General features: G+C 35.2%; 16 protein-coding genes and 1 pseudogene. 8 read left to right on the forward strand and 9 right to left on the reverse strand.

Annotated elements, in window-relative coordinates:
- Positions 1–232: 232 nt before the first annotated feature.
- Positions 233–1,936 (reverse strand): dihydroxy-acid dehydratase, encoded by a 1,704-nt coding sequence (gene ilvD, locus ABVF55_RS00715; protein ID WP_049475256.1) that lies wholly within the window; start codon positions 1,934–1,936, stop codon positions 233–235.
- 214 nt (positions 1,937–2,150) lie between these two features.
- On the opposite strand from ilvD, the gene rpmF reads away from it, so the two are divergent.
- From rpmF to ABVF55_RS00750, 7 genes and pseudogenes are all read left to right on the forward strand, one after another.
- Positions 2,151–2,333 (forward strand): 50S ribosomal protein L32, encoded by a 183-nt coding sequence (gene rpmF / locus ABVF55_RS00720; RefSeq protein ID WP_003009516.1) that lies wholly within the window; start codon positions 2,151–2,153, stop codon positions 2,331–2,333.
- 15 nt (positions 2,334–2,348) lie between these two features.
- A complete protein-coding gene (rpmG, locus tag ABVF55_RS00725) occupies positions 2,349–2,498 on the forward strand; it encodes a 50S ribosomal protein L33 (RefSeq protein WP_001265622.1) in 150 nt (49 codons plus the stop codon).
- A gap of 201 nt (positions 2,499–2,699) precedes the next feature.
- Positions 2,700–2,932 (forward strand): annotated as a pseudogene (locus ABVF55_RS00730) (IS30 family transposase); the annotation flags it as partial.
- A 184-nt stretch (positions 2,933–3,116) separates the two neighbouring features.
- Positions 3,117–4,307 carry an AAA family ATPase gene (locus ABVF55_RS00735; protein WP_445285372.1) on the forward strand — a complete coding sequence of 397 codons (1,191 nt, stop codon included), beginning with the start codon at positions 3,117–3,119 and terminating at the stop codon, positions 4,305–4,307.
- A 4-nt stretch (positions 4,308–4,311) separates the two neighbouring features.
- Entirely contained in the window at positions 4,312–4,890 is a 579-nt protein-coding gene (locus ABVF55_RS00740; protein WP_445285373.1) for an RloB family protein, read from the forward strand.
- A gap of 145 nt (positions 4,891–5,035) precedes the next feature.
- Positions 5,036–5,377, forward strand: coding sequence for a hypothetical protein (locus tag ABVF55_RS00745; RefSeq protein WP_445285374.1), 342 nt, complete (start codon positions 5,036–5,038; stop codon positions 5,375–5,377).
- Between the two features lie 154 nt (positions 5,378–5,531).
- A complete protein-coding gene (locus tag ABVF55_RS00750; RefSeq protein WP_445285375.1) occupies positions 5,532–6,413 on the forward strand; it encodes a hypothetical protein in 882 nt (293 codons plus the stop codon).
- A gap of 499 nt (positions 6,414–6,912) precedes the next feature.
- Here ABVF55_RS00750 and ABVF55_RS00755 read toward each other — a convergent pair whose 3' ends face one another.
- From ABVF55_RS00755 to ABVF55_RS00790, 8 genes are all read right to left on the reverse strand, one after another.
- Complete coding sequence (locus ABVF55_RS00755) at positions 6,913–7,692, reverse strand: dimethylarginine dimethylaminohydrolase family protein (protein WP_315376080.1); 780 nt, start codon at positions 7,690–7,692, stop codon at positions 6,913–6,915.
- Positions 7,693–7,719: 27 nt separating this feature from the next.
- Positions 7,720–8,799: an alanine/ornithine racemase family PLP-dependent enzyme gene (locus ABVF55_RS00760; protein ID WP_445285376.1), complete on the reverse strand. Its 1,080-nt coding sequence runs from the start codon at positions 8,797–8,799 to the stop codon at positions 7,720–7,722.
- 33 nt (positions 8,800–8,832) lie between these two features.
- Positions 8,833–10,269 (reverse strand): amino acid permease, encoded by a 1,437-nt coding sequence (locus ABVF55_RS00765; RefSeq protein ID WP_201037256.1) that lies wholly within the window; start codon positions 10,267–10,269, stop codon positions 8,833–8,835.
- A gap of 87 nt (positions 10,270–10,356) precedes the next feature.
- The gene (locus tag ABVF55_RS00770; protein ID WP_150905024.1) at positions 10,357–11,133 is read right to left on the reverse strand and encodes a dimethylarginine dimethylaminohydrolase family protein; all 777 of its coding nucleotides are present in this window, start codon (positions 11,131–11,133) and stop codon (positions 10,357–10,359) included.
- A gap of 648 nt (positions 11,134–11,781) precedes the next feature.
- Complete coding sequence (locus tag ABVF55_RS00775; RefSeq protein WP_445285377.1) at positions 11,782–12,021, reverse strand: SdpI family protein; 240 nt, start codon at positions 12,019–12,021, stop codon at positions 11,782–11,784.
- A 71-nt stretch (positions 12,022–12,092) separates the two neighbouring features.
- Complete coding sequence (locus tag ABVF55_RS00780; RefSeq protein ID WP_445285378.1) at positions 12,093–12,416, reverse strand: DUF1648 domain-containing protein; 324 nt, start codon at positions 12,414–12,416, stop codon at positions 12,093–12,095.
- Positions 12,403–12,684, reverse strand: coding sequence for an autorepressor SdpR family transcription factor (locus ABVF55_RS00785; protein ID WP_003009465.1), 282 nt, complete (start codon positions 12,682–12,684; stop codon positions 12,403–12,405). The genes ABVF55_RS00780 and ABVF55_RS00785 overlap by 14 nt, the downstream gene beginning before the upstream one ends.
- Before the next feature lie 448 nt (positions 12,685–13,132).
- Positions 13,133–13,735, reverse strand: a complete 603-nt coding sequence (locus tag ABVF55_RS00790; RefSeq protein ID WP_445285379.1) for a hypothetical protein — start codon at positions 13,733–13,735, stop codon at positions 13,133–13,135.
- Between the two features lie 210 nt (positions 13,736–13,945).
- Here ABVF55_RS00790 and ABVF55_RS00795 point away from each other — a divergent pair, with 210 nt between their 5' ends.
- Entirely contained in the window at positions 13,946–14,863 is a 918-nt protein-coding gene (locus ABVF55_RS00795) for a helix-turn-helix domain-containing protein (RefSeq protein WP_445285380.1), read from the forward strand.
- Positions 14,864–14,935 lie beyond the last annotated feature (72 nt).

Consider the following 14,935-nt stretch of genomic DNA (forward strand, 5'->3'; position numbering starts at 1 on the left):
AGGGTTAAAAATAGCGACTTTGAGCCCAAAAAGAGGCTGGGACAAAAGTCCTAGCCTCTCAATTGTTTTTGGATTGTCGAGCAAGACGCAGTGGTTGAGTGGGCTCTACTACACTGATTTCATCAGCTTTTACAGCCCTACTCAACTGTGCGGAGGTGGGACGACGAAATCGAATTCTAACGAATTACCGATTTCTGTCCCACTCTCTCTTTGGACAAAGTCGTCCTTGTAATTACTGTTTACCAGACTGTTCCATATTCCAGAAGTCGGTTACAGCACCACGTGATGCTGAAGAAACGATGTGGGCGTATTTACCCAAAACCCCACGGCTATACAGTGGTGGCAAGGTTGTTTCAGCCTTGCGTTTCGCTAACTCTTCGTCTGAAACGTGCATGGTGATTTCTTTGGTATCTTGATCAACTGTTACCATGTCCCCTGTGTGGAGGTAGGCGATTGGGCCACCGACCTGAGCTTCAGGCGCGATGTGACCGACAACGAGACCATAAGTCCCACCTGAGAAGCGGCCGTCTGTCAAGAGGGCCACCTTGTCTCCTTGGCCTTTCCCAACGATCATAGATGACAAGGACAGCATTTCCGGCATACCAGGACCACCCTTAGGACCTACAAAACGAACAACAACAACGTCGCCATCCACGATTTCATCCGAAAGAACGGCTTCAATGGCAGCTTCTTCTGAGTCAAAAACCTTAGCAGGACCAGTGATGTTACGAACTTTCACACCTGATACTTTGGCAACCGCCCCTTCTGGAGCCAAGTTCCCTTTCAAGATGATCAATGGACCATCCGCACGTTTTGGATTTTCAAGTGGCATGATGACTTTTTGACCTGGTGTCAAATCAGCAAAGGCTTCCAAGTTCTCAGCTACTGTTTTACCAGTACATGTGATGCGATCCCCATGAAGGAAACCATTCTTAAGAAGGTATTTCATGACGGCTGGCACACCACCGACATTGTAAAGATCTTGGAAGACGTATTGACCAGAAGGTTTCAAGTCTGCCAAGTGAGGCACACGCTCTTGGAAATCATTGAAGTCTTCAAGTGTCAAATCAACGTTGGCCGCATGAGCGATCGCGAGCAAGTGAAGGGTCGCATTGGTGGAGCCACCCAGCGCCATGGTCACTGTAATCGCATCTTCAAAGGCTTCACGGGTCAAGATGTCAGATGGCTTGAGTCCCATTTCCAGCATCTTGACAACAGCACGACCTGCTTCTTCGATATCGGCCTTCTTATCCGCTGATTCAGCAGGGTGAGAAGAGGAACCTGGCAAGCTCATCCCAAGGACCTCGATCGCTGTCGCCATGGTGTTGGCCGTATACATCCCACCACAGCCACCAGGGCCAGGGCAGGCGTTACATTCCAGTTGCTTCACTTCTTCAGCCGTCATATCACCGTGATTCCATTTCCCAATTCCTTCGAAAACCGAAACCAGGTCGATATCTTTTCCATCAAGATTCCCTGGGGCAATAGTCCCACCATAAGCAAAGATCGCTGGGATATCCATATTGGCAATGGCAATCATCGAACCAGGCATGTTCTTATCACAGCCCCCGATGGCTACAAAAGCATCAACGTTGTGACCACCCATAGCTGCTTCGATAGAATCCGCAATGATATCGCGAGATGTTAGGGAGAAGCGCATACCAGGAGTCCCCATAGCAATCCCGTCCGCAACCGTAATGGTTCCGAATTGGACCGGCCAAGCTCCTGCATCCTTCACACCTTCTTTAGCCAATTTTCCAAAATCGTGAAGGTGGATGTTACAAGGGGTATTTTCCGCCCATGTCGAAATCACTCCAACAATCGGTTTCTCAAAACTTTCATCGGTCATTCCCGTCGCGCGAAGCATGGCACGGTTGGGAGATTTCACCATGCTATCGTAGACACTACTACGATGGCGTTTGTCTAATTCTGTCATGTCATTCCTCTCGTTACATTTTTTACCATTATAGCATAAAAGAGGCCATAAAGATAGGCATGGACTTTGGAGAAACAGACAACAGAAAAGTTTCTTTCAAAAATTTCAATTTTTTTGTCAAGTAACTTTACTTTACAAAAAAGTTTTGTTATACTGTTACAGTTGATGAAAATCAAACCTAATTGAATTTATATCTTAAAAGGAGAAAAACGAAATGGCAGTACCTGCACGTCGCACATCAAAAGCGAAGAAAAACAAACGTCGTACGCACTACAAAGTAACAGCTCCATCTGTAAACTTTGACGAAGCAACTGGAGATTACTCACGTTCACACCGTGTATCACTTAAAGGATACTACAAAGGACGTAAGATCGCTAAAGCTGCATCAGCTGAATAATAGAAGGGAGATACCATGCGCGTAAATATTACACTTGAACACAAAGAATCTGGTGAACGCTTGTACCTTACTTCTAAAAACAAACGTAACACTCCAGACCGTCTTCAATTGAAGAAATACTCACCAAAACTTCGCAAACACGTTGTGTTTACAGAAGTTAAATAGTGGGTCATTACGTTTCAGTAGAAACGAAAAAACCTTGATTTAAAGCGATTCTTGAATTTTCAAATTTCAATGTATTGCAATAAAAATCAACCGAATGACTACATTTTTGACTACATTTTTTGTGAAATAAATTAGATGTTCGGATATATAGAAAACGCTCTAGTTATATTGTCTAGAGCGTTTTTGTGTTGTTTAAGAAAAGTAGATGTTTATTTTGCTCATGCCTATTCATCTTATGAACGAGGTACAAATGAGAATTTCAATGGTCTGCTAAGAGAGTTCATTCCAAAGGGAAGTTTACTAAAAGAATTAAATTAGATCCTTTTAGAGGATTATACAAATGCTATCAATGAAAGGCCAAGACGAATTCATGGGTTCGGTTCGCAAAAAAGCTGTTTGAGTTAGCTCAGACAGCTTTAAAGATACTCACTTAATCAGAGGTATGACTTTGTTGCACCTGACTTAATAATTGGGGAAAATGATTTTTTCAGAATAATTTTAAAATGTTAGTATTTGCACATAGTTTTCGTTCACACAGCTATTTTCGTGAACTTAGGTAAAAAAAATGGTATAATCTATAATATAGAATACGAATTTTCGTTTTCAAGGAGGTCAGTTATGCTATTGGAGTTTGTATTTAATAATTGCTACTCATACAAAGATGAAGCATATTTCTCAATGGAAGCCGTTAAGAAAACTCGCAAAAATAATGAGTTTGCATCTTTTAATGGTCATAGAATTTTAAAGAGTGCTATTATTTTTGGGCCAAATGCTTCAGGGAAAAGTAATTTAATGAAATCTCTCAGAACGTTTCAAAATTTAGTTTTAAAAGATGATAAACTAAAAAATCCATTTCCAACTTACGCTAATAATCCTGATAGTATTAATTTCGAGATAACAATCTTAATAGAAGAAACTATATATAAATATTCAGTTTCCTATTGCTCTGATGAAATAATTGAGGAGCATCTTGAAATAGAAGATGGAAATAAGTTTGTGACATATTTCCATCGTATTAAAGGAAATTATGAGGTTATACCGAGAGAATTGGAATTGCTAAAGAACAAAACACGAATGGATAGCTTATTTTTAATCACTGGAAAGGCATTTAATGATCATCACTGCTTAAATGTGTTTCGTTGGTTTAGAAATAATTTAATTTTTATCTCTCGAGAGGTTCCGCCTGTTTTCGATCATCTTTATAAGTTACAAAAAGATAAAAAAAGGAAGAATAAATTAATTAATTTTTTACAAGCTGCCGATTTCAATATTGTAGATTTCGAAGTTCTTCAATCTAATGTTACAATGCCAGATGAGATAAAACATCTATTTAAATCTTCAGCTGGTTTCACAGAGTTTCAAACAAAGATTAAACATAGAGATCATGATGGAGAAACTTTCGATTTATCAGTTAGTCAAGAGTCTGATGGTACTAAAAAAATGATTGCGTTATCAACTATATTATTAACTTTAAACAATAGTACTATTTTTATAGATGAATTTGACGATTCATTTCATCTAGGTTTATCAAAAGCACTTGTTGATGTATTTAACTCAGATGAAAATTCGAACCAAGTAATTTTAACGAGTCATGAATTAGAGCTAATGGATGCTGGCTTCAAAAAAGAACAGATTTATTTCACAGACAGAAGTGCTGATGGAGCAACAGAACTATATTCTGTTTACGATTTTAAATCCGAAGTAAATAGACAAGATTATTCTTATGTAAAAAGATACAATAAAGGTTTATTTGGTGCTGTCCCTGAAATTCTTGTTGGGAAATTAAAGGAAATTATTAAAGGGGATTAATACTATGGGTAGAAGAAAAAGCCAGGAGAGGAAAAATCCACCTCAAATAAAACTTTATACAGAAGGGGAAACAGAAAAAATTTATTTTGATGCTCTAAGATCTATTGTTGGTATTAAAGGTGGAATAAGCTATTCTGCTAAGCAAGTAAATAAGCAGGGATTGGATTTATTTTATTATGTAAAAAGGTGTTATACAATGCATAACTTTGAAACGTCTCCTGTCAAAATTGTATTAGTTATCGATAAAGATAATACTTCATCTGAAGAACTTACTACCTTAAAAAGTCTTTGTGAAGAAAACAATTATGAACTAGTTTTTTGTAATAAATGTTTTGAATTATGGCTATTGTTACATTATGAAAGGGTGACTAGAGCTTTAGATGCTAAACAATTAATTGATCAGTTAGAACATCATTTATCTAAAGAATATATAAAAACAGATAAAAAAACAATAACTGTTATTTCTAGTTCATACGCACAAGCTCTATCAAATAGTGATCATATGGCTTCCATTGTAAATAACTTTGATATAAATCCATATACAAATGTTAATAGATTTTTAAGAACTTTTTTTGATATTTGAAAACGATGATAAAAAGCAGCATGATTGCTGTTTTTTTAGTAGTTTTATTTTTGTTATATTGAAATAAACGAACTTTAACTGTTTAAAATTAAATAAGACTAAATTTTGATATAATTAACATGATAAAAAAATAAGGGTAGATAATATGAAAAAAACAACTTGTATTAACTTTTCTGAAAAAATCCCTGAGATTTCTAAACAAATAGAAGAAGTAAAAATAACTTGTTTTTACATGCTTAGTACTGATTTATATAAAATAGAAAATAACAAATTAACAGAAATAATCACTAAGAAATTTGAGAATCATCCTGCTACAATTATGGAATTAATAGGTACGGAAGAAAACGACCTTTTTATAAAAAGATACGAGTCATGGACGATTCCGAAAGAATTGAATCGTTTAAAAAGCAAAATAGATGAGAAAACTAACTACTATTTAGATTTATATTTTGTAAAATTAGAAAAAAAAACAAAATTGTCTTTTTAGTTCTAAATCTAATCAATTTGTTAAATTTATTTTTGCTCCTTTAATTGAGGTGGATAGGGAAGAGGAATTACATTTTTTCTTTATTACGCTAACTATTTTTCAAAATGGATCAATAATCATTGAATTATTCGAAGATTTAAGATCTTCTTTCTACATGATCGACTTTTTTCATCCCTTTACAGTTATGAAATGGCAAATATTCCCAGATTTCAAAAATAAAAAAAGGGAATATACTTTAAATTCTAATTATCAAATTGATGATATATTGAAGTATATAAAAAAAGAACTTTCCTCCATAAACGGAGGATTGAAGTTAACTGAGAGTATATTTTATTTACATTTTGTTACAAATATGAAGCAGATGAATAAAATGGACTTTTTCAAAAATAATAAACTGTATACATGGATGATAAATGCTCCCTATAGTGTTAACAATATATCTTCAGAAATTAAATCAAAAAATTATTTAACCAACTATTATAATTTAGATAGTATTAATTATATAAATAAAGGCGTAAATTATATAGTATGGAGTGAGGATGATTTTGACAAATTTGAAGTAAATTTTTTAAGACAAGCGAGCTTCTTTTTATCTTCAGCCACTCCATTCTTTCAGTTAGTGTGTCTTGATGAGACTATTATGGATGGGCTGGAAAAATTCCAACTTTCAAATGAGGGACAGTTGATTAAATTTAACGAGTGGATTCACAATTATAAAAGATCTTCTCTTTATATGTATCGAGTTAATCATATAGCTGTTTTTAATTTATTTAGTCATTTACAAAAAAGTTCTTACTTCAAGCCTGATGAATACATAGAAAAAATTAAGCAAGAGGAATTCAATTTGTTAAAGGAGCGAAATCAATTTAATGAGTTTCAAAAGAAAAAAGTAATGGAAATTATACTTTTTATTATCAGTTTATTCTCTGTTATTCAAGTTCTAGATATTTTTATTGATAATAAAACAATATTAATGATAATTACTTTGAGTATATGTTTTGTAGTTTATTTGATTTTTAATAGGAGTCGCAAGTGATATTTATAACTTTAGTTTAAATGATGATTTGTTCTTTCAGTTTTCCGTCAAAACGTAATTAGTATTTTACCCGAAGTTAAATAATAGGTCATTACGTTTCAATAGATACGTAAAAACCTTGATTTAATACGATACTTGAATTTTTAAACTTCAATGTATTGCAATAAAAATCAACCGAATGACTACATTTTTGACTACATTTTTTGTGAAATAAATTAAATGTTCGGGTATATAGAAAACGCTCTAGTCATATTGTCTAGAGCGTTTTTGTGTTGTTTAAGAAATTGGCTCTATAATTTCTGTAGCGGGTAAAACTACCATAGGAATTATGGAATCCATAATAAGACCTCTTAAGTAGATTTTAGGTATTTACCATGTCTACTTAAGAGGTATCATATCAGAATGTGAATTAGAGTGTTTCTTTTGCTGTAAGTAATGGAAAATTACTCTCAATAGTATTTTAAAATAATCTTTTTATTCTTGAGGGTAACTAAACAAATTAGAAACGCAAAGATAAACAGGTTAAACTACCATCGATTTTCTTAAATTCGTCTGTATTAACGACTTTTACAGGGTAACCTAGATTTTTTATATGTTCTAATGTTTTTGGGTATCCATCAGGAACTAACACTGTGCCATTTATATACAAACTATTAATTGCATATAATTCCTCTTTAGGAACTACAAATCTATTAAATTCTCTGAACTCGGGAACTTCATTCATTTTTGCACTAACCAACATATTGTTATTTTCTAGATAAATCACAAAATCTTTCAAATGCAAACCTTCTGTCACTGGTATTGTGGAAGAAGTGTAACCGAATTGAGAAACTATTTCACCAAATTGTTTAGCACCTTCTTTATTGGTACGATCAGATAAACCTACATAGAAATGTTTTCCTACAAGCATTACATCTCCACCTTCCATCGTTCCTGGGGATTCAATGTGAAAGATTTGTTCGTCAGCGTAGAATTTCTTTATAGCAGGTTCAATTTCAAATTTTTCACCGTTCCTCGATTCTCTTGGGGAATTAGTAATAATTGCACATTCTTTCATTACTACTGCTGGATCTTCAACAAAACATGAATCTGGGTATTCCTCTAAAGCTTCAAGAACCAGTGCTTTTACTCCTAAACTTTCAATTGCATCAACATATTCTTGGTGCTGACTAATTGCTTTTTCATATATAGGCTTATCGTCACTGAACATTCCTGTACTAATTCCTTCAAGCATCGCTTTACATGGTTTTCTAACAATAATATTCTCATATTTTATCATATTACTTCCTCCAGCAATCATATTCTTCTAAATATATTCTTTTTCAACATACTCAGATTGGCTTAACATCAATAGATTTTCATACATTACATGGAAACTAACAATATCTCCTAATTCGTAACAATGTTCGCTTTCAGTAATATCTAATATCGTATGGTCGCTACTACCACCAATTACTTCAATGTTTGAGTCTAATGGCCGAAGATGTAAACAATCTCCTAAATCTTGCCTTCCAACCGCTATCAGAGCTCTGCGACGAATACCTTTGTCTTCATATTCCTTCTTGTTTCCAAATGCATCAACTGCAATTGTACCAATTGGATGACTTGGTTTGTTTTTCAATTCAACAATTTCCGCCTGTAGAGTAAACGCTTCATCTTCAGCAGGAAATACCTTATAATCAAAGCAATCATCCAAATCACTAATATACAACGCATCCCCAACTCTTAGCTGCGTGATACCCTCTGGCATAGATCCCTTTGCAACTAAAGGTAAACTAGTTGAAGCACCCCCAGAAACAACCTCAATCCTACGTCCAATTGCTTTACTAACTTTTTCAGCCTTTGAAATCAGTTCCATCATTTTTTCTGGGGTAGGCATAATTGAGCCATAACACCCTAGATTTGTTCCAACGCCTAATAAATGTAAGTTTTTTAATTCTTGTTCAACAGTACGTGTTGTATTCAGCAATTCCTCTTCGTCAAAAATTCCCTCACGCAAATCACCACATTCAGTCATAATAATCACATTATGAATTTTATTTTGCTCTGAAGCAGACCGGTTTAATTCTTTTAAAATCTCTAACGAAGAATTCAAGCTAATATCTGCACAAGAAACTAATTCATCAACTTCACTAAGCATTGGTATACGTAAGTCGTAAGTAAGAATATTTGGATTAATCTCTTTTACTCTTTTCAATTGAGATAGTCGCGAAGAAGCCAACGTTTTAAAACCTGCATCTATTAATGTCTTAATAATTTCTTCAAGTCCGTTAATTCCTTTTATTACACCAACAACCTCAATTCCAATATCATTACACATGTCTAATACATTTTTGGCATTATGTTTTAACTTTTTCTTATCAATAACAAACTTTGGATAACCCACGTTGTTCACCTCAAATCTATTATTATTTATTTTTTACATGGTAGATAAATCAATTGTACCGTTAAAAATCAGGACTAGACTGACAATTGCCAAGGCTACTATTACTAGGGCAATAATTTTTTCGATATTAGTGAGGAATTTCTTATTATTTTCTTTACGAGCCAAATAGTAAACAATCATACAAGGGGCGAAAAGAAGTGCTGTAATAATAATATACTTCCAGCCTGTTGAATACATCAAATATCCCATTGCAATAGTTGAAATACAACCAAGCAAAGCATTCAATTTAAAACCGTTATCAAACTTGATTGATTTTTTAATCATAGTCAAACTAACTGTGAAATATGGAACCAACATTGTACTTGAAGCAAATAAAGCCATAACATTATAAATTGATTCATTGATTATGATGGTAATGAAAAATGCTTGTTGAATAATTGTGGATACCAGTAATGAATTTGTTGGTTGCCCAACAGTATTTTCAACACCAAAGAATTTAGGGACAATTTCATGCTTCGCTGCAACATCTAAAATTTCACCAGCAAATAAACAACATCCGAACCAACATCCCATTGCTGAAAGTGCAATACCTAGGTTCATTAGAATTGCTCCCCATTTGCCTACGACTGCCTCTAATATGCCACCTAATGCAGGTACTTCCATTTTTGAAACTTGTACTTGTGAAAGTACTCCAAAGGTTAAGAAGGTCAGCAAGAGATAGGTCACTGCAATTACAATATAAGAAATCACAATTGCTTTTGATGCATCTGATTTCGATTTCGCACGTGCAGAATAGATTAATGCCCCTTCAATACCAACATACACCCAAATAGTTGAACTCATAGCTGTTCCAATTTGACCATTTATAGATGAAGGTAAATCATTTGAAGCAAAAGCGTTTTCCCACAGTCCAGAGTTAAATACATCTACCTTAAATGCCATCAATAAAGCTATAATAAATACTACAATTGGAATCATTTTTGCAAACCAAATAACAGTATTAACTAATGAAGCGTTTCTCGCTCCTGACGCACATATATAGTAGAAGACCCATAAAATAACTGATAACAGAATTAAAGAAGGGATATTATTTCCCCCACGAAACATTGGAATAAAATATCCAAGAGAACTTACCGAAAGTACTCCTAATGAAATATTACCTACAACAATAGATAGCCAATATCCTACACAAGATAAAAATCCAATAAACTTTCCAAATCCTTGTTCTGGAAAACTAAAAATTCCTGCGTCTAAATCTGGATAGTGATCTTGTAGATATTTCAAACAGTAAACGAAAACAGCAAAGGCAATACTTGCAAATACTAGTGCAATTAAAGCAGGGCCTGGAGCTACAGATTTTGCTAAATCACGTGGTAAATTAAAAACCCCTGCACCTATTACCGTAGTAACTGTTAAAGCAACTAAGCCGAGTAGACTAACATTTTGTTGGACAGTATTTTTCTCAGTCATATAACTATCCTCCCCATAAAAATTAAATTATTTTTTTAAATATGATGGGAAAAAGAAAATCTTTATCCCATCATATATATTGTTTTATTAAAAACGTAATGAAAGACAGCTCAAACCACCATCAATTTTACGATATTCAGAGGTATCGACAACAAGAACATCATATCCTAAATGTTCAACGGCAGATTGAACCTTAGGATATCCGGCTGGAACAATAACAGTTCCATTAACCCATATACAGTTTGCGGCATATGCTTCATCAGAATCAACAACTATCTTATTAAATGATTCAAATAAAGGATTATCAACAAATTCACCAGCAACCAATAAATTATTATCCTCTAAATAATTGACTCCTGTCTTAAGATGCAATACTTCTTCCAACGGGACTTGAATGACCGTTTTACCATATCCCTCTAATATTTCTTTCATCTGTGCAAAACCTTCATCATTTGTACGGGCTGATTTCCCAACATAGAAGGTATCGCCAACCATCATAATATCGCCAGGTTCAACCATTCCTGGAGCTTTAATTTCATGAACATTTGAATAAAAACTAGATAGCAGTTTACGGAAGTCTTCTAGTTGAGTCTCATTTCGACGAGTATCCGCACCTGGTCTGGAAATTATAGCACATTTATCCGTACAGAGTGCAGTATCTTCCATAAAACATGAATCTGGAAAATCGTCATTTGGTGGTAACACATTAATTTTGACTCCACATTTAGTTAAAGCTTCAACATAATGTTCATGTTGAACTAATGCACTTTCATAAACAGGTTTTCCAAGTTCTGGATTAGAAGTAATACCTTCACTAATTCCTCTTCCAGGAATACGAACAATTACATTCTTAAAGCGTTTCATAAATTACACCTCTCTAATATATCCTGTAAAGTCTGAGTGATACAACCGAAAACATGCCCCGTTGTGTATGCGCTTACATTTTCGTGGAGGAAATAACAATGGGACATATAATGGACGCCATCTTTACTTTGAGCAACTATTGAAATACAATAAAACTAAGTTCATTGCACATCATTTTTCCTGTTTTACATAAAAATGTTAACAATATTGTTTCCGAGATTATTCCTTTCTAGTTAACAATTCATGTTCTATTTCTATTCTGCCACTTAATTATTGCATGTCAATATTAGTACTTTGAAACTAGTTTCAAAAACATATAATATCAAGTATTTTGGTATTTCAAAATAGAAAGTTGATATCGGTTGATATCTATATAGAAGTTAAATAATTGAGTAAATAAAAGCCTTTGAAATCAACATTTCAAAGGCTTTTTTCTTTTTGTTCATTTGAGTACATTGCAATATAAATCAATCGAATCACTACTTTTTCTTCTCGAATTTGATTAATCTTATTAAGGTAAATGTCAACTGCTTCAGATTTATTAAGAGCGTATATTTAGATGTAATCTAATCTATTTTTATCAGAACAAGCAAAAACAACCGGAAAAGAAGCAATTACCAACTCCTTCTTCTCTGGTTGTTTTTTATACTAACAATCTTCCCGACTTAGTTGATAAGAATACAGGATCGGAATGAGAACAATGGTGAGGATGATGATCCCCATTACATAAGGGACAGCGAACTGAATACCTGCTTCAATAAGAAGGATCAAACCTCCGAGGACCCACAATTTCCCTGCCAAGCGATGGGTTTTGTGCCAGTTATCTTCACTCTGCAAGGTCCAAGGAAGGCGGATCCCAACCGTATGGTTCACTTTTAGCTTCGGCATGTAATTGCCCATGATCACAAAGATGAGCCCTAGCAGAACCGAAACAAAAACTGATGGATTAGTAGTAGATCCTAGCGCCTTGCTATAGAGAGATAGGAGATACTTAAGGAAACGATTGGGGTCAACCAGTAAATCGCTCTGATCATTTTTTCATTCATAGCGCTATTCTTAGAATCGCGACCGATCATAAAGATCATAAACAGATGCACCATGAGATCGAAAATAGGAAGACCAAACACAACCAGGGGTTTCGATTGGAAGTTATTGGGCTGGCCAGCAACATTAAAGTGAATCGGGATTTGGTTAGGTAATTGCGACCAAATCATCAGCCCCCAAAGCATGGGGAAAAGTATCACCATAGAAGTTAATAGCAATAGTTTTTTATTCGTTTTCATCAGTAGAGTCTCCTTTCAAATCAACGAGCCAGACCATTAAATCCTCCAAGACAGAAGTATTGAGTTCATAGTAGATAAAATTCTTCTCTTTTTCCTCTCGAATTAAATCTGCCTGCTTGAGGAGGCTTAAATGATGGGAAATGGTCGCCCCTGCCACATCAAAGTGACCAGCGATATCGCCAGCAGATAATTTCCCCGCCTTTAGCAGCTCTAAGATACTTCTTCTTATCGGATTTGATAAAGCTTTAAATGTTTGCGCAAAATTCATTCTCTATCTCCTCTAATCTATTTAGATATCTTTCTAAATAGATTGTAAACCTTTCATATGATTTTGTCAACTCTATTTAGAAAAAATTCTAAATAGTTTCTGTTGTAAAAAAATTATCAGACCTAAGACCGATTCTTATAAGCAGCGTCTTTTCTTAAGTTTTCTTTAAGATATGAGCCTTATAATAAAACCATCAAATGAAGACCTCCTAACTTTGTTTGATAGAAAATCCTAAACTTTTTCATAATAATCTCCCTATAAGGGCCACCAAAACCGGTGGCTTTTTCTACGTACCTTAGCAAACGTTAGAGAGCTTAGGTACGTTGACGCAGTTCGAACGACAGTGAGAACTACTTGTTAAAATCCAATAAATAAAATAACCTCCACGAGAGCTCTGATTTTTGATCTGGACTATCAGGAGGTTTTTTCATCTTTTATCTTTTTGACATTACATATCTTTGTGGATGCGATAGGTATTATAAGCAGTAACTACATTAGCAACGGCGCTAACCCTTGAGCTACGTGCGATATCAGCTTGTAGGGCATTGGCTTCTTCTTGCAGATTGACTTGCGTTTCATGGAATTGTTGCATTTCAAGCAGATTGTAGGCTTCAGGCAAGGTAGAGGCACGTCCTTCTGCAATTAAGTGATATAGTCGGAAGAGGTCATGGTAATTGTAAAATTTTTGTGGGAAACCTTGCATCCCTTGTTGGTAGGCTGGTTGGCTGATTTCCTGGTTGTAAAGGGCCTGGGCATTGGCAAGAGCCTGCTTGGCTGGGGCTACAAATACAAAGTATTTGAAAGCAATCAGCCCGCCCATCAACCCGAGCATCAATAGAAAACCGTGCATGAGGTGACTTTGTTCTAATAGAAAAATCGTAAAGGCAAAAAGAAGATTGAGGGCTAGTGTGACCGTGATTAGCCCATTGAGTCTCTTCGCTGCTTTATTTAAACGATTTTGTTGCCGCTGAACTTCATCCCAAGCAACTGCTGCAGGGGCTGTTAGCACGCGCTTTTCATCTAATAGCTGTAAAATTTCTTGTGTCGTCATTGTAAATCTCCTTTTGTTATAAACTTATCTTCTAGAATTGACCTTATTTTATCAAAAATCCCTCCCTAAAAAAGGGCCATGTAAACTATAGTTTCATTTTTCTTAAAAATCGAAGAATTTCTAGTTTTTTTGTCAAAAATTAAACTCTGAGTTTAATTCCAGCCTTTTTTGAGGTATACTACTGGTATGATAATTGAAAGGAAGTCCCCTATGTCCTCATCTTCGCCATTTGGTCCAACATTTCGTAAAATTCGTGAAGCACGCGGTCTTTCCCTAAAAGAAGTCGCTGCAGATATTGTCTCTCCTCAGTTCCTCAGCCAATTTGAGCGTTCTCAAAAAGGAGTAACCATCGAAACCTTCTCTCGCCTCTTGCTGTCTATGGGGGTGGATTGGGATACCTTTTTGTCCCATTATCCTGGCTTAACCATTCAAAATTTCAGCCCCATTTTGATGAAACACATCAATCAAGAAAACATGGATTTCTTAGCAATCATCGATCGGTTAAAACATGAGAAATCACCTGTAGCAGAGGAGAATAAAGAGCTCTGGCAACTCTATTTGCGCTCGCTTGAAATCAATGTCAATAACGCGATGGGAAAAGAAATCCACCTGGAGGATGCACCTGTCTCTATTCAACGAATCGCTCAAGAAGTACCTTTTGCCTATCAAAATGAAATTGAGCAAGACTTTACCATTGCCCTTTTATCTGTCTTGCCCTATGAAGTCGTCGCTAAGATTCGAAAGGAATCCTTGGAACTTTTTGAAAGCAGTTATTCAGCATACTCTGCCAATGCATTGGCCTCTTTGTTGTTAAATCTGGCCAACTACTTGATTAAAAAAGAACTCTACCTAGAAGCTCTGAATTTTCTTCAATCGATTAACCAGCTTCGCAAGCGCAAGCCAATTTTAAACACCAGCATTTCCATGCAGTTAGAATTTATGCAGGTCTATGCTCTCCTTGGCTTAAATGACAAGGAAGGGATCTACCGTGCCAAACAGGTCATGAAAGCACTTGAAGGCTTGATTGCACTTGAAAATTTCGGAACTCCGCTCGTTCAAATCAAGACGAAATTCACGTTGCGGGTCAATGAACTCAACAAAACTGGCATTGATTTCTTCAGCGAATAAAAGCGTCTCAGACTTCAGACCGATTCTTTCGATCAGCGCCTTTTCTTAAGTTTTCTTTAAGCAAACCACCTT

Source organism: Streptococcus sp. KHUD_012 (assembly GCF_052588255.1).

Excerpts from the sequence above, each read along its gene's own strand:
- ABVF55_RS00735 (WP_445285372.1), top strand. The coding sequence starts at position 3,117 with ATGCTATTGGAGTTTGTATTTAATAATTGCTACTCATACAAAGATGAA.
- ABVF55_RS00790 (WP_445285379.1), bottom strand. The coding sequence starts at position 13,735 with ATGACGACACAAGAAATTTTACAGCTATTAGATGAAAAGCGCGTGCTA.
- ABVF55_RS00740 (WP_445285373.1), top strand. The coding sequence starts at position 4,312 with ATGGGTAGAAGAAAAAGCCAGGAGAGGAAAAATCCACCTCAAATAAAA.
- ABVF55_RS00795 (WP_445285380.1), top strand. The coding sequence starts at position 13,946 with ATGTCCTCATCTTCGCCATTTGGTCCAACATTTCGTAAAATTCGTGAA.
- ABVF55_RS00775 (WP_445285377.1), bottom strand. The coding sequence starts at position 12,021 with ATGCCGAAGCTAAAAGTGAACCATACGGTTGGGATCCGCCTTCCTTGG.
- rpmG (WP_001265622.1), top strand. The coding sequence starts at position 2,349 with ATGCGCGTAAATATTACACTTGAACACAAAGAATCTGGTGAACGCTTG.
- ABVF55_RS00755 (WP_315376080.1), bottom strand. The coding sequence starts at position 7,692 with ATGATAAAATATGAGAATATTATTGTTAGAAAACCATGTAAAGCGATG.
- ABVF55_RS00750 (WP_445285375.1), top strand. The coding sequence starts at position 5,532 with ATGATCGACTTTTTTCATCCCTTTACAGTTATGAAATGGCAAATATTC.
- ABVF55_RS00785 (WP_003009465.1), bottom strand. The coding sequence starts at position 12,684 with ATGAATTTTGCGCAAACATTTAAAGCTTTATCAAATCCGATAAGAAGA.
- ABVF55_RS00770 (WP_150905024.1), bottom strand. The coding sequence starts at position 11,133 with ATGAAACGCTTTAAGAATGTAATTGTTCGTATTCCTGGAAGAGGAATT.
- ilvD (WP_049475256.1), bottom strand. The coding sequence starts at position 1,936 with ATGACAGAATTAGACAAACGCCATCGTAGTAGTGTCTACGATAGCATG.
- ABVF55_RS00765 (WP_201037256.1), bottom strand. The coding sequence starts at position 10,269 with ATGACTGAGAAAAATACTGTCCAACAAAATGTTAGTCTACTCGGCTTA.
- rpmF (WP_003009516.1), top strand. The coding sequence starts at position 2,151 with ATGGCAGTACCTGCACGTCGCACATCAAAAGCGAAGAAAAACAAACGT.
- ABVF55_RS00745 (WP_445285374.1), top strand. The coding sequence starts at position 5,036 with ATGAAAAAAACAACTTGTATTAACTTTTCTGAAAAAATCCCTGAGATT.
- ABVF55_RS00780 (WP_445285378.1), bottom strand. The coding sequence starts at position 12,416 with ATGAAAACGAATAAAAAACTATTGCTATTAACTTCTATGGTGATACTT.